The 20,745-nt window shown below is 67.2% G+C and carries 23 protein-coding genes; 14 read left to right on the forward strand and 9 right to left on the reverse strand.

Translation table 11 applies throughout. From position 1 onward, the window contains the following. The first annotated feature begins 35 nt into the window (after positions 1–35). The 8 genes from rsmD to ACYVGY_RS02675 all read left to right on the forward strand — a co-directional run bounded on the left by rsmD (position 36) and on the right by ACYVGY_RS02675 (position 5,489). Entirely contained in the window at positions 36–662 is a 627-nt protein-coding gene (rsmD, locus tag ACYVGY_RS02640; RefSeq protein WP_460455926.1) for a 16S rRNA (guanine(966)-N(2))-methyltransferase RsmD, read from the forward strand. Next, positions 659–1,156, forward strand: a complete 498-nt coding sequence (gene coaD / locus ACYVGY_RS02645) for a pantetheine-phosphate adenylyltransferase (RefSeq protein ID WP_460455927.1) — start codon at positions 659–661, stop codon at positions 1,154–1,156. The genes rsmD and coaD overlap by 4 nt, the downstream gene beginning before the upstream one ends. A gap of 25 nt (positions 1,157–1,181) precedes the next feature. Beyond that, entirely contained in the window at positions 1,182–1,685 is a 504-nt protein-coding gene (locus ACYVGY_RS02650) for a hypothetical protein (RefSeq protein WP_460455928.1), read from the forward strand. A gap of 46 nt (positions 1,686–1,731) precedes the next feature. Then, on the forward strand, positions 1,732–1,989 hold the full coding sequence (locus ACYVGY_RS02655) for a YfhL family 4Fe-4S dicluster ferredoxin (protein ID WP_460455929.1): 258 nt from the start codon (positions 1,732–1,734) through the stop codon (positions 1,987–1,989). Continuing rightward, on the forward strand, positions 1,986–3,683 hold the full coding sequence (gene ggt / locus ACYVGY_RS02660) for a gamma-glutamyltransferase (protein ID WP_460455930.1): 1,698 nt from the start codon (positions 1,986–1,988) through the stop codon (positions 3,681–3,683). Before ACYVGY_RS02655 ends, ggt begins: the two co-directional genes overlap by 4 nt. A gap of 93 nt (positions 3,684–3,776) precedes the next feature. Beyond that, entirely contained in the window at positions 3,777–4,667 is an 891-nt protein-coding gene (locus tag ACYVGY_RS02665) for an MBL fold metallo-hydrolase (RefSeq protein ID WP_460455931.1), read from the forward strand. A 10-nt stretch (positions 4,668–4,677) separates the two neighbouring features. After that, on the forward strand, positions 4,678–5,091 hold the full coding sequence (locus tag ACYVGY_RS02670) for a DUF4920 domain-containing protein (RefSeq protein WP_460455932.1): 414 nt from the start codon (positions 4,678–4,680) through the stop codon (positions 5,089–5,091). Continuing rightward, on the forward strand, positions 5,091–5,489 hold the full coding sequence (locus ACYVGY_RS02675; RefSeq protein WP_460455933.1) for an MAPEG family protein: 399 nt from the start codon (positions 5,091–5,093) through the stop codon (positions 5,487–5,489). Before ACYVGY_RS02670 ends, ACYVGY_RS02675 begins: the two co-directional genes overlap by 1 nt. 79 nt (positions 5,490–5,568) lie before the next feature. Here the strand turns inward: ACYVGY_RS02675 and ACYVGY_RS02680 are convergent, their stop codons facing one another. From ACYVGY_RS02680 to ACYVGY_RS02695, 4 genes are read right to left on the reverse strand one after another with little or no spacing between them, the layout of a single operon-like run. Then, positions 5,569–5,889, reverse strand: coding sequence for an EF-hand domain-containing protein (locus ACYVGY_RS02680; RefSeq protein WP_460455934.1), 321 nt, complete (start codon positions 5,887–5,889; stop codon positions 5,569–5,571). Further along, positions 5,879–6,964 (reverse strand): 23S rRNA (cytidine(2498)-2'-O)-methyltransferase RlmM, encoded by a 1,086-nt coding sequence (gene rlmM, locus ACYVGY_RS02685; protein ID WP_460455935.1) that lies wholly within the window; start codon positions 6,962–6,964, stop codon positions 5,879–5,881. The genes ACYVGY_RS02680 and rlmM overlap by 11 nt, the downstream gene beginning before the upstream one ends. After that, the gene (locus ACYVGY_RS02690; RefSeq protein WP_460455936.1) at positions 6,915–7,472 is read right to left on the reverse strand and encodes a nucleoside deaminase; all 558 of its coding nucleotides are present in this window, start codon (positions 7,470–7,472) and stop codon (positions 6,915–6,917) included. The genes rlmM and ACYVGY_RS02690 overlap by 50 nt, the downstream gene beginning before the upstream one ends. A 1-nt stretch (position 7,473) precedes the next feature. Next, complete coding sequence (locus ACYVGY_RS02695; RefSeq protein WP_460455937.1) at positions 7,474–9,222, reverse strand: glutamine--tRNA ligase/YqeY domain fusion protein; 1,749 nt, start codon at positions 9,220–9,222, stop codon at positions 7,474–7,476. Between the two features lie 142 nt (positions 9,223–9,364). On the opposite strand from ACYVGY_RS02695, the gene ACYVGY_RS02700 reads away from it, so the two are divergent. Then, positions 9,365–11,545, forward strand: coding sequence for a diguanylate cyclase (locus ACYVGY_RS02700; RefSeq protein WP_460455938.1), 2,181 nt, complete (start codon positions 9,365–9,367; stop codon positions 11,543–11,545). An 8-nt stretch (positions 11,546–11,553) separates the two neighbouring features. Continuing rightward, complete coding sequence (locus ACYVGY_RS02705; RefSeq protein ID WP_460455939.1) at positions 11,554–12,204, forward strand: glutathione S-transferase family protein; 651 nt, start codon at positions 11,554–11,556, stop codon at positions 12,202–12,204. 13 nt (positions 12,205–12,217) lie between these two features. Here the strand turns inward: ACYVGY_RS02705 and ACYVGY_RS02710 are convergent, their stop codons facing one another. The 4 genes from ACYVGY_RS02710 to oxyR form a co-directional block, all read right to left on the reverse strand. Beyond that, positions 12,218–12,862 (reverse strand): hypothetical protein, encoded by a 645-nt coding sequence (locus ACYVGY_RS02710; RefSeq protein WP_460455940.1) that lies wholly within the window; start codon positions 12,860–12,862, stop codon positions 12,218–12,220. Between the two features lie 51 nt (positions 12,863–12,913). Further along, positions 12,914–13,345, reverse strand: coding sequence for a rubrerythrin family protein (locus ACYVGY_RS02715; protein WP_460455941.1), 432 nt, complete (start codon positions 13,343–13,345; stop codon positions 12,914–12,916). A gap of 67 nt (positions 13,346–13,412) precedes the next feature. Beyond that, positions 13,413–13,835 carry a nucleoside diphosphate kinase regulator gene (rnk, locus tag ACYVGY_RS02720; protein WP_460455942.1) on the reverse strand — a complete coding sequence of 141 codons (423 nt, stop codon included), beginning with the start codon at positions 13,833–13,835 and terminating at the stop codon, positions 13,413–13,415. A 94-nt stretch (positions 13,836–13,929) separates the two neighbouring features. Next, on the reverse strand, positions 13,930–14,880 hold the full coding sequence (gene oxyR, locus ACYVGY_RS02725; RefSeq protein ID WP_460455943.1) for a DNA-binding transcriptional regulator OxyR: 951 nt from the start codon (positions 14,878–14,880) through the stop codon (positions 13,930–13,932). 178 nt (positions 14,881–15,058) lie between these two features. On the opposite strand from oxyR, the gene ahpC reads away from it, so the two are divergent. The 4 genes from ahpC to prmC all read left to right on the forward strand — a co-directional run bounded on the left by ahpC (position 15,059) and on the right by prmC (position 18,811). Beyond that, a complete protein-coding gene (ahpC, locus tag ACYVGY_RS02730; RefSeq protein WP_460455944.1) occupies positions 15,059–15,622 on the forward strand; it encodes an alkyl hydroperoxide reductase subunit C in 564 nt (187 codons plus the stop codon). A 124-nt stretch (positions 15,623–15,746) separates the two neighbouring features. Then, positions 15,747–17,336, forward strand: a complete 1,590-nt coding sequence (gene ahpF, locus ACYVGY_RS02735) for an alkyl hydroperoxide reductase subunit F (protein WP_460455945.1) — start codon at positions 15,747–15,749, stop codon at positions 17,334–17,336. 64 nt (positions 17,337–17,400) lie between these two features. Next, positions 17,401–17,967 (forward strand): Pycsar system effector family protein, encoded by a 567-nt coding sequence (locus tag ACYVGY_RS02740; RefSeq protein WP_460455946.1) that lies wholly within the window; start codon positions 17,401–17,403, stop codon positions 17,965–17,967. A gap of 1 nt (position 17,968) precedes the next feature. Further along, a complete protein-coding gene (prmC, locus tag ACYVGY_RS02745; RefSeq protein WP_460455947.1) occupies positions 17,969–18,811 on the forward strand; it encodes a peptide chain release factor N(5)-glutamine methyltransferase in 843 nt (280 codons plus the stop codon). On the opposite strand, the gene dxs is transcribed toward prmC, so the two are convergent. Then, the gene (gene dxs, locus ACYVGY_RS02750) at positions 18,812–20,713 is read right to left on the reverse strand and encodes a 1-deoxy-D-xylulose-5-phosphate synthase (protein WP_460455948.1); all 1,902 of its coding nucleotides are present in this window, start codon (positions 20,711–20,713) and stop codon (positions 18,812–18,814) included. Positions 20,714–20,745: the final 32 nt, after the last annotated feature.

Raw genomic sequence — 20,745 nt, forward strand, 5'->3', positions numbered from 1 at the left:
GGACGGATGTTACCACCCGGCCCCCGGACTCCCTGATGAACCAGCGCTCGCCCGGATCCGTCCGCATCATCGCCGGCCACCTGCGCGGCTCGAAGCTGGCCGTGCCCGATCGGTCCGGCCTGCGGCCCAGCAGCGACCGCGTCCGCGAGACCCTGTTCAACTGGCTGCAGACCGCCACGCCGGGGGCGCGGGCGTTGGACCTGTTCGCCGGCACCGGGGCCCTGGGCTTCGAGGCGGTCTCGCGCGGGGCAGCGCGGGTGCTGATGGTCGAGCGCGACCCGGCCCTGGCCGAGGCCCTGCGCGCCAACGCCGGGCGCCTGAAGGTCGCGCAGGTGCAGGTGGAGGTCGCGGACGCACTGGCCTGGCTGCAGCGCCCGGCAACCGAAGCCTTCGACCTGGTTCTCCTGGACCCGCCTTTCGACGCCGATCTCTGGGAACCCGCCTTGGCCCGGCTCGGGCCCTGGCTGGCACCGGGGGCCTGGATTTACCTCGAAAGCCCGGTCAGGACGCAGCCAGCCACGCCCGACGGCTGGCGCCTGCATCGGGAAGGCCAGACCCGCGACGTGCGCTTCGCACTGTTCCAGGCCTCGGGCGGCCGGGGCGGAGCATCCGCTGCTACACTTGAAGACGATTCCAATCCGCAGGGCAAACCCCCGGAATGAGCCTGGCCCGAACCCGTGTCGCGCTGTACCCCGGCACCTTCGATCCGATCACCAACGGCCACATAGACCTGGTCGCACGTGCCTCGTCCCTGTTCGACAGGGTCATCGTGGGTGTCGCCGAAAGCCCAGGCAAAGGGCCGGCGCTGCCGCTTGCCGAACGGGTCGAACTGGCGCGCCTGGCCTTGGCCCAATTCACCAACATCGAGGTCGTCGGCTTCAACTCGCTGCTGGCCCACTTCGTCCACGAAGTCGGCGCTGGCGTGCTTTTGCGAGGCCTGCGCGCGGTTTCGGACTTCGAGTACGAATTCCAGCTCGCCAGCATGAACCGGCACCTGATCCCCGACGTCGAGACCTTATTCCTGACGCCGGCCGAGCAACACAGTTTCATTTCATCCAGCCTGGTGCGTGAAGTTGCGCGCCTGGGCGGCGACGTGTCCGGGTTTGTGCCTCCGGCCGTGGCCAAGGCCCTCTCGGCCCGTTGGAAGCGTCCCTGAGACCCATTACAAAAGAGGTATCACCATGAACCGTATCCTTGCTCCGCTTGCCCTGCTGCTTTCGCTCACCCTTGTCGCCGGCTGCGCGAAGGAAGAAGAGGCCGCGCCCGCTCCGGCCGCGCTGGTAGCACCTTCCGACGGCGACGACATGGCCTGGAAGGAATACCTGGGCAAGGTGGTCGCCCAGAACCAGGCCGGCGTTACGGACCGCATCTTCCCGTACTACCTGCCGGCCAACAGCGACACCCTGACCGAGGACGACCAGGACGGCCGCACCCAGTACTCGCGTCAGCTCGAGAACGTCACCGCCGTGGTGCTGCGCACCGTGCTGCCGGGCAACATGCTGGCTTTTGGTTCGCCTGACAGCGCCAAGATGGCCGACCTGCTGCTCACCGCTTTTGCCGACGCCGAGCCGACGGCGCTGAAGGGTTCGATCGTGCTGTTCATCGGCACCCCGGCCGACAGCGAGCGCGTGAAGCCTGTGGTCGAAGCCGCGGGCGCCACCTACGTCTTCGTCGAAGCCAAGTGAGCCAAGGCGCGCGCCCCGGCCTTGGCCGGGGCGCGCGTGACCGCCAATGTCCCTGCTGATCAACCAGCTTTGCATCAACTGCGATGTCTGCGCCCCGGCTTGCCCGAACGATGCCATCAGCCAGGGCGAAACGATCTACGTGATCGACCCGCGCCGCTGCACCGAGTGCGTCGGTCACCACGACGAGCCGCAGTGCGTCGTCGTCTGCCCGGTCGAATGCATCGACCCCGACCCGGGCCATCCCGAAACCAACGAGCAGCTGCTCGCCAAATTGCTGAACCTGCAGCAGGAGTCCGCCGCGTGATCCGAGCCTTTATTCTTGGTCTGCTGCTGGTCCCGGCCCTGGTGCTGGCCGACGGCTCCGCCACCCAGCCGCGCCAGGCGGCCATCGCCAGCGCCAACGCCTACGCCACCGACGCCGGTATGGAAGTGCTGGCCAAGGGCGGCAATGCCTTCGATGCCGCGGTTGCCGTGAGTGCGACGCTTGGCCTGGTCGAGCCGGAAAGCTCGGGCTTGGGCGGCGGCGGATTCATGCTGCTGCACGTGGCCAAGGACGGGCGCGACGTGTTCGTGGATGCGCGCGAGCGCGCGCCGTTCGCGGCTACTCGCGACATGTTCCTGGACGCCGATGGCAACGCCAACCGGCGCCTGTCGGTGGATGGCGCGCTGGCGGCCGGCATTCCGGGCCTGCCCGCCGGGCTTGAACACCTGGCCAAGCACTACGGCCAACTGCCGCTGTCGGAATCACTGGCGCCGGCGATCCGGCTGGCGCGCGAGGGTTGGGTCTTTGGTCCCAAGAACGCGGCGATGATCGGCTATCGCCGCGATGCGCTGGCCGCCAATCCCGGTGCCGCGAAACTTTTCCTTCGCAACGGCGAGGTGCCGGCGCAGGGCACGCTGATGCGCAACGAAGACTATGCGCGCGTGCTCGAGGCGATCGCCCGCGACGGCGCCGATGGCTTCTACCGCGGCGCCAACGGCCGCCGCCTGGTGGCCGGCGTGCGCAAGGCGGGCGGGCTGTGGACCGCGCGTGACCTCGAGGACTATCGCGTGGTGGAGCGCGAGCCGATCCGCATCCGTCATCGCGGCGTCGAGATCGTGACGGCGCCACCGCCGTCCTCGGGCGGCGTCGCCATCGCCACCATTTTCAATATCCTCGACGGCTACGACTATCCGGCAATGGCCAAGGTGCCGCGCACCCATCTGGTGGTCGAAGCCATGCGCCGCGCCTATCGCGACCGCGCGATCTACCTGGGCGACCCGGACTTCGTGAAAGTGCCGGTGCCGCTGCTGGTCGGGAAAGACTATGCCGCCGGGCTGCGCGCGGGCATCAATACCGAGCGTGCGACGCCCAGCGACATGCTTCCCGGCGTTACCGTGACGCCGTCGCGTCCGGACACCACGCACTTCTCGATCATTGACGCGCAGGGCAACCTGGCCGCCGTCACCCAGACCGTGAACCTGCCCTACGGCAATGCGCTGGTGGTGCCCGGCACGGGCTTTCTGCTGAACAATGAAATGGACGACTTCTCGGTCAAGCCGGGCGTGCCCAATGCCTTCGGCCTGGTCGGCGAGGACGCCAATGCGATCGCGCCGGGCAAGCGCCCGCTGTCGTCGATGACGCCGACCTTCCTGATCGGAAAGGACCGCGTTGCCGTGCTCGGCACCCCCGGCGGCAGCCGCATCGTGACGATGGTGTTGCTGGGGCTGTTTGAGCTGCTGGACGGCGAGGGTGCGCAGGCCACGGCGGATGCGCCGCGCTTCCATCACCAGTACCTGCCGGACCAACTGTCGGCCGAGCCGGAAGCCTTTACCGCCGAGGAAGTAGAGGCGCTGAAGGCGCGCGGCCACGATCTGCGGATTGGTGATCGCAGCTGGGGCAATATGCAGGTGGTGCTGTGGCGCCGCGACACCGGCGCGGTAGAAGCCGGCACCGACTCGCGCTGGGAAGGCGTGGGCAAGGGATCGTCTTCCGACGAGTCCGCCATCTACCGCTAAACCCTTGTAGGAGGGCCTTCAGGCCCGAAGCTTTCCGGCAAAGGGCTTCGGGCCTGAAGGCCCTCCTACAGGGATGCGGCAAGGAGTACTGCTATGAAGCTTTGGTCGATCATGGGTAATTCGCAGCGCCTCGACGGCGGCGCGATGTTCGGCAATGCGCCGCGGGCGATGTGGGCCAAGTGGGTGGCGCCGGATGAGGAAAACCGCATTCCGCTGGCCTGCCGCGCGCTGCTGGCCAGCCCGCTCAACGGCAAGACCGTGCTGTTCGAGACCGGCATCGGCGCGTTCTTCGAACCGAAGATGCGCGAGCGCTACGGCGTCGTCGAGTCGCAGCACGTGCTGCTGGAATCGCTGGCCGAGGCCGGCTTCAAGCACGAGGACATCGACGTGGTCGTGCTCAGCCACCTGCACTTCGACCACGCGGGCGGCCTGTTGGCGGCGTGGAAGGAGGGCGAGGCCCCGTCGCTGCTGTTCCCGAACGCGACCTTCGTGGTCGGCGCCGAGCACTGGCAGCGCGCCGTGGACCCGCATTCGCGCGACCGGGCCAGCTTCATTCCGGAACTCGCGCCCTTGCTCGAGGCCAGCGGCCGGCTGGAACTGGTGGACGGCCCGCATTGCCGTGCGCTCGGCGAAAGCGTGCGCTTCCACGTCAGCCAGGGACATACGCCGGGCCTGTTGTTGGCCGAGATTGTCGGTGCGCCTGACGCCAGCGGCCGACCGCACGGCGGCCTGGTGTTCTGCGCCGACCTGATCCCGGGTCGGCACTGGGTGCACGTGCCGATCACGATGGGCTACGACCGCTTCCCCGAGATGGTGATCGACGAGAAGCGGGTATTCCTGGAAGACAAGCTTCAGCGCAACGTGCACCTGTACTTCACCCATGACCATGAGTGCGCCCTGGCCCAGGTCACGAAGAACGAAAAGGGCCGCTACGGCACCACCCACGAAGTCGCCGAACTTTCGGCGCGATCCCTGACTGCCTGAGGACATGATGATGAAGACGATGCTTGGCTTGCTGATGATGTGCGCTGCCCCGGTCGCGATGGCCGCCAACTACGGCGAGCGGATGCCGGTCGGCGAAGCGGTATCCATCGCCGCGGCCGCCGCCGATCCCGCCGCACATGCCAATGCCCCGGCAAAGTTCAGCGGGCGCATTACCCAGGTCTGCCAGAAGAAGGGCTGTTGGGTCGTGCTCGAGGATGAAGGCAGCAGCGCTCGCGTGATGGCCAAGGACCACGGCTTCGAAGTGCCCAAGGACGCCAGCGGCCGCGCCATCGCGTTCGGCCAGATGGAGCTGGAGCCCATCACTGAAGAGCACGCGCGCCACCTGGTCGAAGACGATGGCGCGGCGCCGCCGGCCGAGCGCGAGCTGCGCATCGTCGCTACCGCTATCGAGATCCTTGACTGATGGTCACGATGCTCTATGCCGGACTGTGCACGCTGCTGGTATTGCTGCTTTCTGGGCGTGTGATCGCCTATCGGCTCAGGCACAAGGTGGGTTTGGGGGATGGTGGCCATGGCGAACTCAGCCTCCGAGTGCGTAGCCATGCCAATGCGGTTGAGTATCTGCCGCTGGCCCTGCTGCTGCTGGGCGGAATGGAGCTCAACGGCTACCCGGACGCCGTAATCCACGGCTTCGGTGCGACCCTGCTGGTGTCGCGCCTGATGCATGCCTGGGGCCTGAGTCGCAGCGACGGATCCAGCGTGGGCCGTTTCGTCGGCACCCTGCTGACGCTGCTGCTGATGATCACGATGGCCGTATTCGCCGTCGTCGGCTACCTCCAGCCCCTGCTAGCCGCCAACTAAGCACCCCTTGTAGGAGGGCCTTCAGGCCCGAAGCTTTTCGCCGAAAAGCTTCGGGCCTGAAGGCCCTCCTACAGGTGATTCAGCGGCGCGGTGGGGCCAACAGTTCTTCGCGGCTGAGATGGCCGTCGCCATTGCCATCCTGCCGGCGGAACTGGGCAGTGAAGCGCGCGTGGTGTTCGGCGATCGTAATCGTCGGCGCGTTCGGGATGTGCTGCTCGCCCGGCTCGAGCACCTCGTTGAGATTGGTGTCCATCTGCCGGAACGCGAAGCTCATGCGCTCCAGGAATTCCGGCAGCGACACGCGGCCGTCGCCATCAAGGTCCACGCGCGAGAAATAGTCGTCCTGGGCCGCAACCGGTGCAGCCACCAAAAGCCAGAGCAGCGCGAGGCTAGCCCGCATAAACCGTGATTTCTTCGCGGTCGTGGTAGAGCTGCTTGGCACGCACCGTCAGCGGCTTGCCCGCGTGGTCAACGAAGTGCTGCAGGCAGTCCCGGGTTTCGTCCCAGCGCTTTTTCATCGGCAGCTTTAGGTTGAAAATGGCGTGCTGGCACCAGCCTTCACGGAACCAGGTGCCCATACGGTGGGCGACCTTGCGCGGCGACTCGACCATGTCGCAGACCATCCAGTCCAGGGGCTTGGGCGGCTGCCAGCGGAAGCCGTCGGCGCGGATGTGTTCGATGATCGGCATGTCCATCGCGCTCTGCGCCATCGGGCCGTTGTCGACCGCCATCACGCGGATGTGCTGGCGCGCCAGCACCCAGCTCCAGCCGCCCGGCGCGGCGCCGAGGTCGGCCGCAAACATGCCGGGCTGGATGAACTCGGCGCGCTCTTTCTCGGTCATCAGCATCATCAGCGCTTCTTCGAGCTTGAGCGCGGAGCGGCTTGGCGCATCGGCATGCGCGCGCAGGCGCGGCACGCCCAGCGGCCAGGGCGAGGAGTCCTTGGTGTCGGCGCTGCCGAGCATGGCGTGGTTGCCCGCCAGCATCAGCACGTGCAGGCGCGGCAGGCGCGGGTCGTGCTTGTCGGTGAGCAGGCCGCGCTGACGCAGGGCCGGCCGCAGCGCGTTGCCGAAGGAGCGGGCCAGGCCGGCCAACTGCTTGCCTTCATCCGAATCGGGATGCTCGACCCAGAGGTCACCGTAGCGGCCGCGGCCGCCAAGCGCATCCATGATCGGCGTGATGCGGTCCTTCGGGTCCAGGCCGGGCAGGTCGGCCAGCAGGCGCATCTTCTGGCGCGCGAAAATAAGCGTCGACCAGGGCAGTGCCTGCGACAGCGCGGCGCCGTCCTCGATGCCCAGGAACTCGACGAAGCCGGCGTTGCGCTCGGTGCGGGCATAGCCCGGGAAGCCGGCGATGGCGGCACGTTCGCTCAGTTCAGCGGCCAGTTCGGGCTCAAAGCCCGGGCGGCAGTAGGCCAACAGGCCGTCAGTAGACAAGTCCGGATTCCCCGTAGTCGCGCAGCACGTCGCGCGCATGGTCGCGCATCAGATCGGTTTGCACGGTGATACCGCGCTTCTCGAGTTCGCCTTTCCAGTCGGCAGGCAGCGGGCCTTCGTCGAAGCCGGCAAGCGTCTGCACGTCTTCGGCGCGTGCCGCGATCAGCAGCTCGTCAATGCCGGCCCAGATCAGCGCCCCGTAGCACATGCTGCAGGGCTGGCCCGACGTGGCCAAGGTGATGCGGCCGCCGCCCTGGTTCAGGCGGTAGCTCTGCATGCGCTGCTGGCTGGTGGTCAAGGCCATCACTTCGGCGTGGGCCGCCGAACAGTTGTGCGGCACCACCCGGTTCACGCCGATGCCGACCAGCCGGCCGTCGTCCTGGAACACCGCCGCGCCGAAGGGGCCGCCGCTGCGATGGTCGACGTTCAAGCGCGAGAGCCTGATCGCCAGCGCGATCTTGCTTTCGGCATCGGGATAGAGGCGCTGCGCGTCCACTTCTTCGTGGACCCAGGCCGGCAGGGTGAGGTGCAGCTGCGCGTAGAGCATTTCAGCCTCCCGCCTTCGTTGCCCAGGTGTCGCGCAGGGTGACGGTGCGGTTGAAAACCGGTCGCCCCGGGGCATGGTCGCGGCGGTCGGCGGTGAAGAAGCCCAGCCGCTCGAACTGCACCCCGGCCTCGGCCGCCAACGTTGCCGCGGCGGGCTCGACATAGCCGCGCACCACCCGCACCGATGCCGGGTTGAGGTAGTCGCGATAGGTTTTTCCAGCCTCGTCCTTGTCGGGGTCGGGCACGCTGAACAGGCGGTCGTACAGGCGCACTTCGGCCTCGATCGCGGTGGCGGCGGCGACCCAGTGGATGGTGCCCTTGACCTTGCGGTCGGCGCCCGGCAAACCCGCGCGCGAATCCAGGTCTAGCGTGCAGTGCAGCGCCGCGACCGTGTCGCCGTCTTTCATCACCTCGTTGCAGCGGATGATGCCGACGCCGCGCAGGCGCACTTCGCCGCCCGGAATCAAGCGATGGAAACCCTTGGGCGGAACTTCCATGAAGTCCTCGCGCTCGATCCAGACCTCGCGCGAGAACGGCACCTCACGCTCGCCGAAGGACCGGTCCTTGGGGTGATTGGAGAATCGCAGCGATTCGGCGTGGCCTTCGGGCAAATTGGTGATCACCAGCTTCACCGGATCCACGACCGCCATGCGGCGCGGCGACGCCGCATCCAGCACTTCGCGGATGCAGCCCTCGAGCACCGAGAAATCAATCAAGGAATTCTGCTTGCTGATGCCGACCCGGTCGGCCATCAAACGCAGCGCCGCGGGCGGGCAGCCGCGGCGGCGCAGGCCCTGCAGCGTCGGCATGCGCGGGTCGTCCCAGCCGCCCACCAGGCCTTCGTTCACCAGCGCCAGCAGCTTGCGCTTGCTCATCACGGTGTAATTGATGTTCAGGCGCGAGAACTCGATCTGGCGCGGCTTCGCGGCCGGCACATTGAAGCCGGCGTCCACCAGCGGCTGGTAGAGCTGCGGATTCCGCACCAGGTCCACGTGGTCAACACACCAGTCGTACAGCGGGCGGTGGTCTTCGAATTCCAGCGTGCAAAGCGAATGGGTGATGCCTTCGAGCGCGTCGCTGAGGCAGTGCGCGTAGTCGTACATCGGGTAGATCGGCCAGGCCTTGCCGGTGTTCTGGTGCTCGACGTGCTTGATGCGGTAGATCGCCGGGTCGCGCAGGTTGATGTTGCCGCTGGCCATGTCGATCTTCGCGCGCAGGGTGCGGGCACCGTCCGGGAACTCGCCAGCGCGCATGCGCTTGAACAGGTCCAGGTTCTCCGCGACGCTGCGGTCGCGGAAGGGCGAGTTGCGGCCCGGCTCGGTGAGCGTGCCGCGATACTCGCGCACCTGCTCGGCGTCGAGGTCGCAGACGTAGGCCTTGCCGTCTTCCACCAGCTTGATCGCGCTGCGGTAGAAGACCTCGAAGTAGTCCGACGCGTGACGCAGTTCAGCCCATTCGAAACCCAGCCAACGCACGTCTTCCTTGATGGCCTCGACGTACTCGGGATCTTCCTTGGCGGGATTGGTGTCGTCGAAACGCAGGACCACGGGGCCACCGAACTCGCGGCCGATACCGAAATTCAGGCAAATCGACTTGGCGTGACCGATGTGCAGGTAGCCATTGGGCTCGGGCGGGAAACGGGTGCGGATGGCGGCATGCCTGCCCGTGGCCAGGTCCTCGCGGATGATCTGGCGAATGAAGTCGTTCTTTTCCGGCGCGGTGGCGTCGGTGGGGGCGGGCGTGGCGGTCATTCGTCCGGGGCTAGTCTGGCTGGGGTCGCCCAGTTTACCGGCTCGGACGCCTTGGCGTTCCCGGGGCTGAACGCCAGGGCCGGGGCGAGTATAGAATCGGGCGTGCCGGGGGGCGTTACGTGTCGAGAAGGGGAGTTTGAGCTTGCGTTATCTGCTGGCGTTCCTGATTGCCTGCCTGCTGGCCTGGTCGATCCCGGCCAGCCCCGCGCGGGCCACTGTTCCCGCGCCCGCGCTCGACCTGGCGGTGATGGAAACCCCGATCGGAACCACCCTCGACGACATCCTCACCGGTCGCGCCCAGCCCGGTTTCACACCGGTGCTCACGCCTGGCTTTGCCTTCGCAGCCCGCGACGGCCGCGATATTTGGGTCCGTATCCGCACCGAGCTGCCCGAGGCGGCGGGACCCAACTGGCAGTTGGCCATCGTCCGCACCCCCTTGGACCGGCTCCAGCTCAAGCTGCTGCCGGATGCACGCGTGGTGGCTGAAGACAGCTTCTTCATCGCCTCCGGCGACGACAACCCCTGGCCGGCAAATTTCCACCTGCCGTTGCCGGCCGAACTCGCGGGCCGCACCGAGATCTACCTGCACCTGCAGGGCAAGGTGAACGGCGGCCTGCATATGCGTCTGCAGGACCCGGCCTTGGCGCTCGCCGAGGAGGACGTGGCGCGCCGCTTCTTCCGCCTCACCTACGGCCTGCTGTTGCTGGTGGCGGCGCTGTCCCTGGTGCGCCATGTCGAGGATGCCCGCGCGGGGGCACCGGCCATTGGCGGCGCGGCGGTGGGTATCTGGCTGGCCTGCCTGGGCATCAACGGGCACCTGTATTCCCTTCCGGAAATGTCGTTGCTGGCCGGTCGCGGCGCGACGGTACCGCAAGCCTTGCTGCTGTTGTGCGCCGGCCCGCTGGTGCTGGCGACGCGTTACTACAGCGGCCTGGGCAAGGCGGCGCCGACCCTGGTGCCTTGGGCCCGCGGCCTGGGCTGGGGGCTGGTGCTGATGGCCTTGTGGGGTTTGTTCGGCAACACGCTGACACCGCTGCAGATGCAGTGGACGGCCTGGGTGGGCAATGGCCTGGCGCTGATCGCCTGTCTGCTGATGCTGTTGATCGATTCGCGCACCTATCGCTGGGCGCCGCTGTTGACGCTGCTGGCGGCCGCTGCGTTGGTGGTGGTGCGGGTGCTGGCGGATCGCCAGGTGCTGCCGCCGACCTTGATCAATCTTTACGGCTGGCAGCCCATGCTGGCCGTCACGGTGGCCCTGTACCTGACGCTTCCCTGGATCCGGGCGCGCATGCAGCGTTGGGCCATGCGCAAGCGCGCTGCACCGCCTGAGCCCAGCGCTGCGGAGAAGATCGAGCTGGCCCGCGAGCGCCTGCTCGAGAGTCTGCAGGCGGGCCTGAAGTCAGCGGCCGACACGGACCTCAAGTGGATTGCGTTCCGGCGCCTGCTCGATGGTCTCCGGCCTGTACTCAGCCAGACCTCGGCCGCGGTGGTGGCCATGCATTTCCACGGCGAGGACCTGATACAGGTCGAGCCGCCCGAGGCCGAGGGACGCTACCGCGAGCTGTTGGCGCAGCGCACGACGCTGCTCAAGAACCTCAGCCGCCTGCGCGCGCCGCAGCAGATCGGCATTGATTTCGACGGGCCCGCCGGGCCGCTCGAACAGGTGCAGCTGGCCGTGATCCCGCTGCCCATTCCCAAGCCGGGCTGGGGTGCGCTGCTGGTGGAGCGCCAGGCTGACGTGACCTATAGCGATTCCGAGCTGGCCCTGTGCGCGGAGTTCGCGGCAATGGCGATCATGGCGGGTGAAGAGGCCGCAGGGGCGGTCAACGCGCAGAAGAATGCCGAGACCGATCCTGCGACCGGCGTTTTCCGCGTCGAGGCAACCCTGGCCCGACTCGACAAGCAGATGGAGGCCGCGCGCTTGAAGCAGGCGCCGCTGAGCGTGCTTTGCATCCAGCTGGATCAGGCCGCGTCGCTGCGCGAGGTCAGCGGCGAAGCTGGCGCCATCGCTGGTCTGCGGCCGGTGGCCGAACGCCTGCTTGAAACCATGGAGTACGGTGACCTGCTCGGTCGCGTCGGCCCGGATGGTTTTCTGGTGGCGGCATCAGGCAAACGCCTGCTGCAGGCGCGTGAGTACGCCGAGCGCCTGCGCGAGGCGGTCAACCGGCTGCGCATCGATCCGCGTATCGCCACCAGCTTGAGCGTCAGTATCGGCGTGGCCCAGGCCGGGCCGGACGAACGCCAGCCGGCCGGCATCATTGAACGGGCCTCGCGCGCCGCCCAGATCGCCGGCAAGAACGGCGGCAACCAGATTTTCAGCTGAGGCGAACCATGACCACCACCTTGGTTATCGGCAACAAGAACTACTCGTCCTGGTCGCTGCGGCCCTGGCTGCTTCTGCGCCATTTCGGCGTGTCATTCGAAGAGGTCAGGCTGCCGCTCGACACCCCGGAGTTCCGCGAGCAGGTCGGGCGCTGGTCGCCGACCCGGCGCGTGCCCGTGCTGCACGATGGACCGCTCGCGGTCTGGGACTCGCTGGCGATCTGCGAGTACGCCAACGAGCGCTGGCTGGCAGGCGAGGGCTGGCCGGCAGGCACCGAGGCCCGTGCAATCGCCCGCTGCGCCGCCGCGGAAATGCATTCGGGCTTCGTTGCGCTGCGCGCACAGTTGCCGATGAACCTGCGTCGCCAGCCACGTGAAAAGCACTGGGATGCCGATGCCGCCCATGACATCGCCCGCGTGCAGGGACTCTGGCGGGAGCTGCGCAGCCGCTTTGGTAGCAGCGGACCCTTCCTGTGTGGGCGCTTCGGTATCGTGGATGCGATGTTCGCGCCGGTCTGTGCCCGATTCCGCAGCTACGGCGTTGACTGCGACGACACCGCGCGTGACTACCTGGACGCCGTGCTCACCCTGCCCGCGATGAAGCAGTGGGAAGCCGCCGGTCTGGCCGAAACCGAGCGCGTCGGCGCGGACGAGGCCTGAGCCGACCCGGGTATCACCAGGACGTCAGCGTGCAGACGTAGATCAATTCGCAGCCGCCGCCGCCGCTGTCCTCGCGGCTGAGCGAACTGCGCCAGGTCCAGCCTTGCTCATCTCGCACTTCCACCAGCCAGCCCTGCAGGCGGACGGTCTGGCCGGCGCGTACCCTCGACATCGCCGCGGCCACGCGTTCGTCGGAAGGAATCAAGTGCATGTTGGCGCTGCTGCGGATGATCTCGTCGAGCGGCAGCGGCGGGCCGTCGCGACCCCAGCGGTAGTGGTACCAGCGGCCGGATTGGCTGATCGACAGCGGCTGGTAGTGCTCCTGGCGCGCCATCCTGCCCCAGCCCAAGGCCAGATCGGTGGGCGACACCGCCGCGCCGGGATCGAAGCGATAGTCCTCGCGGCCCAGTACCTTCGCCTCGATACCGAAGCCGGCGAGCGGTGTGATCAGGTAGTCGCCCAGTTGGAACGGCTGCATCGCCGGCGAAACCGGTGTCTGCAGCGGCGCAAGGATGTTGAATGTGCCGGGGGGAGGCACGCACTGGACCGAGGCTCCCGTACCCGGGCGCGAGGGCAACTGGACCGAGGTGTCGCGGCTGGCGGCCCAAAGTAACGCGGCCAGGGCGGCGGCGAGCAGGATCCACAGCCAGCGCGGCATCAGGCGACGCTCCGCGCCAGCGCCCGCTGCCGGGATTCGCCGGCCGGCATCTCAGTCGTTCGCCTGCGCCGACAGTTCATCCAGGGATTTCTGGAGGCGGCTGGCGTGCGAACGCTCGGCCTTGGCCAGGGTTTCAAACCAGTCGGCGATTTCATCCATGCCTTCTTCGCGCGCGGTACGGGCCATGGTCGGGTACATCTCGGTGAACTCGTGGGTCTCGCCGGCGACGGCCGAGCGAAGATTGTCCAGCGTGCTGCCGAAGGGCAGGCCGGTGACCGGGTCGCCGCAGGACTCCAGGTATTCGAGATGACCGTGGGCGTGGCCGGTTTCACCTTCGGCGGTGGAACGAAATACCGACGCCACGTCGGTGTAACCCTCGACGTCTGCTTTCTGGGCGAAAAAGAGATAGCGACGGTTGGCCTCCGCCTCGCGGGAAAAGGCCAGCTTCAGGTTCTTCTCGGTCTTGGAGCCCTTGAGCGTCATCGTGTCACCGGGTCTGGCCAGCGGCGGATCGGCCCCGGCTCGAGAGCCTGACTATTGCCGCGCCCGCTCAGCGATGCAAGACGCCCGCGGACTCCGAGGGCGCCACCACATTGATCACGCGCAGCTTCAGTGCCCGGCCGCCTGGCGCCTGCCAGTCAATTACCTGGCCGACCGAGAGGCCGAGCAGGGCGCTGCCGACCGGCGCGAGCACCGACACCTTGCCGGTCGCGACGTCAGCATCCTGCGGATAGACCAGGGTGAACTGGTGCTCTTCCGCGCTGACTTCGTCCACGCAGGTGACGGTCGCGTTCATCGTCACCACGTCCTCGGGCACCTGGCCGGGCGCAAGTACATTGGCGCGCTCGAGTTCGGCACCCAGGGCCTGGGCAACAGGCAGGCGGCGCAGGGCCGGTGAATCCAGCAGTTGTTCGAGCCGGGCGAGGTCGCGGCTGCCCAAGGTGATCGGCGGCAGGGTCTTGGGCGTTTCCATGGCGTTCTCTATAAGGAAACGGGCGGCACGCATGGCGCACCGCCCGGAGGGTTAACGATTTGATTGGCTACCGTAGCCCGAGGACGCGCAGGGTTCAAGCCCCTGCGCGTCGTTTGGCCCGCGCGGCGGGCGCCGTTTGCTTGGGCGGGTCAAGCAGGCCGGACGGCAGGTCGCGCAGGACCCCGGCGACCTGATGCAGGAAGCCCGACATCGCCGAGCTTTTTCGCCAGACCATGGCGAGCCGGCGCGACGGCGGGGGATTGCCGAACTCCAGCAGCCGGATGTTTTCCGATGGCGATACCGGTGGCTTTACGGCCAGCATCGGCAGCAAGGTCACGCCGACGCCCGCGGCCACCATCTGGCGCAAGGTTTCAAGGCTGGTGGCGCGGAACCCTTCTTTTTCGCCGGCGCCCGCAAGACTGCAGACGGCCAGCGCCTGGTCGCGAAGGCAATGGCCTTCTTCGAGCAGCAGCAAATGCTGGTCGCTGAGTTCGGCCAGGCGCAGGTCACGGTGGCTGGCCAACGGGTGGCCTTCGGGCACGGCGAGCATGAACGGCTCCTCGAACAGGAACTCGGTTTCCAGCCAGTCTTCGTGCAGCGGCAGCGCCAGTACGGCCGCGTCGAGCTTGCCCTCGCGCAGCAGGTGCAGCACGACTTCGGTTTTTTCCTCGACCAGCAAAAGCTCCAGCCGCGGGAAGCGCGCGCGCAGGCGCGGCACCACGTGCGGCAGCAAGTAGGGGCCCAGCGTCGGGAAGAAACCGATACGCACGCTGCCTGCTTCCGGATCGCTGGTGCGGCGCGCGGTTTCCCGCATCTGCTCGACTTCGGCCAGTACGCGTCGCGCCCGGGCCGCGATGTCGTGGCCGGCGGGCGTCAGCATGACGTGGCGCGGCGCGCGCTCGACCAGCGAAACCCCGAGCTCTTCCTCCAGCTTCTTGATCTGGGTGGACAGTGTGGGCTGACTGACGTGACACGCATCGGCAGCGCGCCCGAAATGGCGTAGCTCGGCCAGGGCCACCAGGTAACGCAGGTCGCGCAGATTCATTCGGGTCGCCGTGGCCTAGAGGGTAGGCGCCAGTAATGCGCCGCAGGATTGGGGTTGTCGAGCTGTTAATAGTCTAAGACTATCGTAATGATAGAATCAATCTACTTTATACATTGATAGGTTTTAACTAAGATCTTCCTGAATTCAATTCACTCTCCCTCCAAAAAGGTATCTGCCCATGTCCCTGATCAACACCCAAGTCCAGCCCTTCAAGGCCCAGGCCTTCCATAACGGCAAGTTCGTCGAAGTCACCGAGGCCAGCCTCAAGGGCAAGTGGTCCGTGCTGATCTTCATGCCGGCCGCCTTCACCTTCAACTGCCCGACCGAAGTCGAGGACGCCGCCGAGAACTACGGCGAGTTCCAGGCCGCCGGCGCCGAGGTCTACATCGTCACCACCGACACCCATTTCTCGCACAAGGTCTGGCATGAGACCTCGCCGGCCGTGGGCAAGGCGAAGTTCCCGCTGGTCGGCGACCCGACCCACCAGCTGACCCGCGCCTTCGACGTCCACATTGAAGAGGAAGGCCTGGCCCTGCGCGGCACCTTCATCATCAATCCGGACGGCGTGATCAAGACCGCCGAGATCCACGACAACGCCATCGCCCGCGACGTCGCCGAGACCCTGCGCAAGCTCAAGGCTGCCCAGTTCATCGCCGCCAATCCGGGCCAGGTCTGCCCGGCGAAGTGGAAGGAAGGCCAGAAGACGCTCGCGCCGTCGCTGGACCTGGTCGGCAAGATCTAAGCACCACGCACCGTTCGGCGGCCCCCGGGAAATCCCGGGGGTCGCTACCCCCAGAGGTTGTTTTCGCGCGTCGCCAGGCCCCGCCAGGCGGCATCCGAAAGCCCCCACTTCCCGGAGTACCGCCATGCTCGACGCAAACCTGAAAGCACAGCTCGCGACCTATCTCGAGAAGCTGCAACTGCCGATCCAGCTGCGCGCGTCGCTAGACGACAGCGAGGCCTCGGGCGAGCTGAGCTCCCTGCTGGAAGAAATCGCCACGCTGTCGGACAAGATCAGCTACGCCCGCACCGACGACGACGCTCGCCGGCCTTCGTTCGAGATCGTGCGCGTCGGCACCGACACCGCGGTCCGCTTCGCCGGCATCCCCATGGGCCATGAGTTCACCTCGCTGGTGCTGGCCCTGCTGCAGGTGGGCGGGCATCCTTCGCGCGAATCGCAGGAGCTGCTGGCGCAGATCGCGGCACTCGAGGGCGAATTCAATTTCGAAAGCTATTTCTCGCTGTCGTGCCAGAACTGCCCGGACGTGGTCCAGGCCTTGAACCTGATGGCCGTGCTCAACCCGGGCGTCCGGCACGTCGCTATCGACGGCGCGCTGTTCCAGGCCGAAGTCGAGTCGCGGCAGGTGATGGCAGTCCCGGCGATCTACCTCAACGGCGAAATGTTCGGGGCCGGTCGGATGACGCTTGCCGAGATCGTGTCCAAGCTCGACACCGGCGCCGCGGTTCGCGAAGCGCGCCAGCTTGATGCCAAGGACCCATTCGAAGTGCTGGTGGTTGGCGGCGGCCCGGCCGGCGCCGCGGCGGCTATCTACGCCGCGCGCAAGGGCATCCGCACCGGTGTGGCGGCCGAACGCTTCGGCGGCCAGGTGCTCGACACGATGGGCATCGAAAACCTGATTTCCGTGGCCGAGACCGAAGGCCCGAAGCTGGCCGCCGCGCTGGAACAAAACGTTCGCCACTACGAGGTGGACCTGATGAACGGCCAACGCGCCGCGAAGCTGCTGCCGGCGGACGCGGACGGGCTGCTGCGGGTCGAGATGGCCAGCGGCGCGGTGCTCAAGTCGCGCACGGTGGTGCTGGGCACCGGCGCGCGCTGGCGCCAGATGGGTGTCCCCGGCGAGGAAAAGTATCGGAACAAGGGCGTGGCCTACTGCCCGCACTGCGATGGTCCCCTGTTCAAGGGCAAGCGGGTGGCGGTGATCGGCGGCGGCAATTCCGGTGTCGAAGCTGCGATCGACCTTGCCGGCATCGTCGCGCACGTCACCCTGGTCGAGTTCGACGCGAAACTGCGCGCCGACGAAGTGCTTCAGCGCAAGCTGCGCAGCCTTGCCAACGTCACCGTGCTGGTGAACGCGCAGAGCACCGAGGTGTTGGGTGACGGCGGGCGGGTCAACGGCCTGGTCTATCGCGATCGTGTGCTGGACAGCGAACACCGGATCGAGCTCGAGGGTATCTTCGTGCAGATCGGTCTGTTGCCGAACACGGAGTGGCTCAAGGGAACGATCGAGCTTTCCGCGCGCGGCGAGATTGTCATCGACGAGCGTGGCCAAACCTCGATGCCCGGCGTGTTCGCGGCAGGTGACGCCACCACGGAGCCTTTCAAGCAGATCGTGGTCGCCATGGGTGCCGGTTCGACCGCCGCGCTCAGCGCGTTCGACCACCTGATACGCGCGCCGCTGGTGGCCAAGACCCAGAAGCTTTCGGCCGTGGCCTGAACCTGGGACGCGCTGGGGCGAGCGAGCGGGCTATGATGGCGCGGTCCCGAAAGGATCGCGCCCCATGCCCCCCGCTGACATCCCCAGCACGACCGAGCTAGAGAAGCTTTTCGCCGCCATTCCGGAACGCAACACCGGCGACACCATGCTGCGCACGATGCAGATGCACCACGTGCAGCTATCGGCGATGGCCGACACCAAGGCCAACATCATCATCACCATGTCGTCCATCGTGCTGACGCTGGTGCTCGGTCGCCTGAGCGACCCGATGCTGCGCACGGCCTCGCTAACGCTCGCAGTCTTCACCCTGCTGGCCCTGCTGCTGGCCGTGTTGGCGGTGCTGCCGAAGTATCGCCCCTTGAAGCTTGTGGACGACAAGCTGCCGGCGCAGTTCAACCTGCTCTTCTTTGGACATTTCGCCGAGCTGCCGCGCGAGCGCTTCCTGGTCGAGATCGCCGGTGCACTCAAGTCGGACGGATCGGTTTACGAGACCATGGCGCGCGACACTTACGCGCTTGGCTGGTATCTGGCCCACCACAAGTATCGCTACCTGCGCCTGTCCTACATTTTCTTCCTTGCCGGTTTCTTGCTGGCCTGCGTGGTCCAGGTCGGCAGCCTGCTGGCGGCTTGAAGTGACCACGCTCGCCAACGCGATCCGTGACGCCGCCTCACGCCTGTCCGGAGACGCTTCCCGGCTCGAGGCTGAGCTGTTGCTTGCCCACGCCATGGATCACCCGCGCAGCTGGTTCTATGCCCACGCCAGCGACGTGCTGACGACGCCCGATGCCGACGCCTTCGAGGCGCTGCTGCGACGCCGCCTGCACGGCGAGCCGGTCGCACAGATCACCGGGCGCCGCGGCTTCTGGTCCCTGGACCTGGCGGTCACGGCCGACACCCTGATTCCCCGCCCCGAAACCGAGCTGCTGGTTGAGCTGGCCCTGGACCGCATCCCGCGCACTGAGCCGCTGCGGGTACTGGACCTGGGCACCGGCAGCGGTGCGATCGCGCTCGCGATCGCCAGCGAGCGCCCGCTGGCCGACGTGACCGCCACTGACGCCAGCGCCGCCGCACTCGCCGTCGCCTCCGGCAACGCCATTGACGCCGGGCTGCCGCTGCGACTGATGCCGGGCGACTGGTACCACGCGGTGCCGCGCGAAAACTTCGACCTGGTGCTGAGCAATCCGCCCTATATCGCCGACACCGACCCGCACCTGGCGCAGGGCGACTTGCGCTTCGAGCCGCGCTCGGCCCTGGCTTCCGGCCCCGATGGCCTCGATGCGATCCGCATCCTCAGCGCGGGGGCACCGGCGCATCTGGCGCCCGGCGGCTGGCTGCTGGTCGAACACGGCTTCGAGCAGGGCGAGGCGGTGCGCGCGCTGTTCGTGGCGGCGGGATTGGAGCAGGTTGCGACCGAGCGTGACCTCGAGCAGCGTGATCGCGTTACCTTGGGCCGCAACCCCCGCAGCGTCGGCTGATCAGCCGGTCTGGACCCGCGGCGCAGCCGCAGCAAGGTCTGGCCAGCGTGCAAGCAGCGAGCTGCGAATGCCGTCCACATCCAGGCCGGCCTCGGACAGCAGTTGTTCCCGGCTGGCATGTTCCTGGTAGCGGTCGGGAAGCCCCAGGTGCAGCATCGGCAGGGTGATGCCTTCGGCGGACAGCAGCTCGGCGACGCCGCTTCCGGCGCCACCCATCACGGCGTTGTCCTCGAGCGTCACGATGGCGTCGTGGCTGCGCGCCAGCTCCAGCACCAGGCTGCGGTCGAGCGGTTTGACGAAGCGCATATTGGCCACGCTCAAACCCAGCTCCTTGCCAAGCGTCTCGGCCGGCGCCACCAAGGTGCCGAAGGCGAGCAGGGCGATGCGGCTGCCGCGCTGGCGCAGCTCGGCCTTGCCGATCGGCAGTACGTCCAGCGAGGGCTGCACCGCAACGCCCGGACCACTGCCGCGCGGATAGCGCACCGCCGCCGGACCGGCATGGCGGAAGCCGGTGCTGAGCATCTGCCGGCACTCGTTTTCATCGGCCGGCGCCATCACCACCATGTTCGGGATGCAGCGCAGGAAGCTGAGGTCGAAGCTCCCGGAATGGGTGGCGCCATCGGGGCCAACCACGCCGCCGCGATCGATCGCGAACAAAACGTCCAGGCCCTGTAGCGCCACGTCGTGCACCAGCTGGTCATAACCGCGCTGCAGGAAGGTGGAATAGATCGCGACCACCGGCTTGGCACCTTCGCAGGCCATGCCGGCGGCCAGGGTGACCGCGTGCTGCTCGGCGATGGCGACGTCGAAGTAGCGCTCCGGGTATTCCTTGCTGAAACGCACCAGGCCCGAGCCTTCACGCATGGCCGGGGTGATGCCCATCAGGGACGTGTCGGCGGCGGCCATGTCGCAAAGCCAGTCGCTGAACACCTGGGTGTAGGTGGGCTTGCTGGGTGCCGGCTTCTTGACGATGCCGATCGTGGGATCGAAGGGACCGACGGCGTGGTACTCGATCTGGTCGCCTTCGGCGCGCTCGTAGCCTTTGCCCTTGGTGGTGATGATATGCAGAAGCTGCGGGCCCTTGAGTCCCTTCAGCGTCTTGAGGGTCGCCAGCAGCGCCGGCACGTCGTGGCCGTCGATAGGGCCGGTGTAGTGGAAGCCCATTTCCTCAAACAGGGTGGACGGCACGAACATGCCCTTCCAGTGTTCTTCCCAGCGGCGCATGAAGCGCGCGGCGGGACGACGCTTGTCGCCCAGCAGCTTCTTGCCGCTTTCGCGCAGGGCATTGAGCGTGCGGCTTCCCGATAGACGGCCGAGCATGCGGGTGAGCCCGCCGACGTTCTCCGAGATCGACATGCGGTTGTCGTTCAGGACGACCAGCAGGTTCGGCTCGGGATCCATGCCGCCGCCGTGGTTGAGCGCTTCGAACGCCATGCCGGCGGTCATCGCGCCGTCGCCGATCACGGCCACGACCTTTCGCTCGTCACCCTTGGCCTGCAGCGCGATCGCCATACCCAGCGCCGCGGAGATCGAGGTCGAGCTGTGGCCGACGCCGAACGTGTCGTACTCACTTTCCTCGCGGCGCGGGAACGGCGCCACGCCGTCCTTGAGCTTGACGGTGTGGATGCTTTCGCTGCGACCGGTCAGGATCTTGTGCGGATAGCACTGGTGGCCCACGTCCCAGACCAGGCGATCCACCGGCGTCTCGAACAGGTAGTGCAGCGCGACGGTCAGTTCGATCACGCCGAGGCCGGCGCCGAAATGGCCGCCCGACTGCGACACCGTTTCGATCAGGAAAGCACGCAGCTCGTCGGCGATCTGGCTCAGTTCGGCTTCGGGGAACTGGCGCAGGTCGGCCGGATGCGTGATTTGCGAGAGGCGCGGATAGCGCTGGGAGTCCATGAAGGCTCGGGCGTGGGAGGAGACAGGCCTAA

The sequence above is a fragment of the Arenimonas alkanexedens genome (assembly GCF_054781355.1).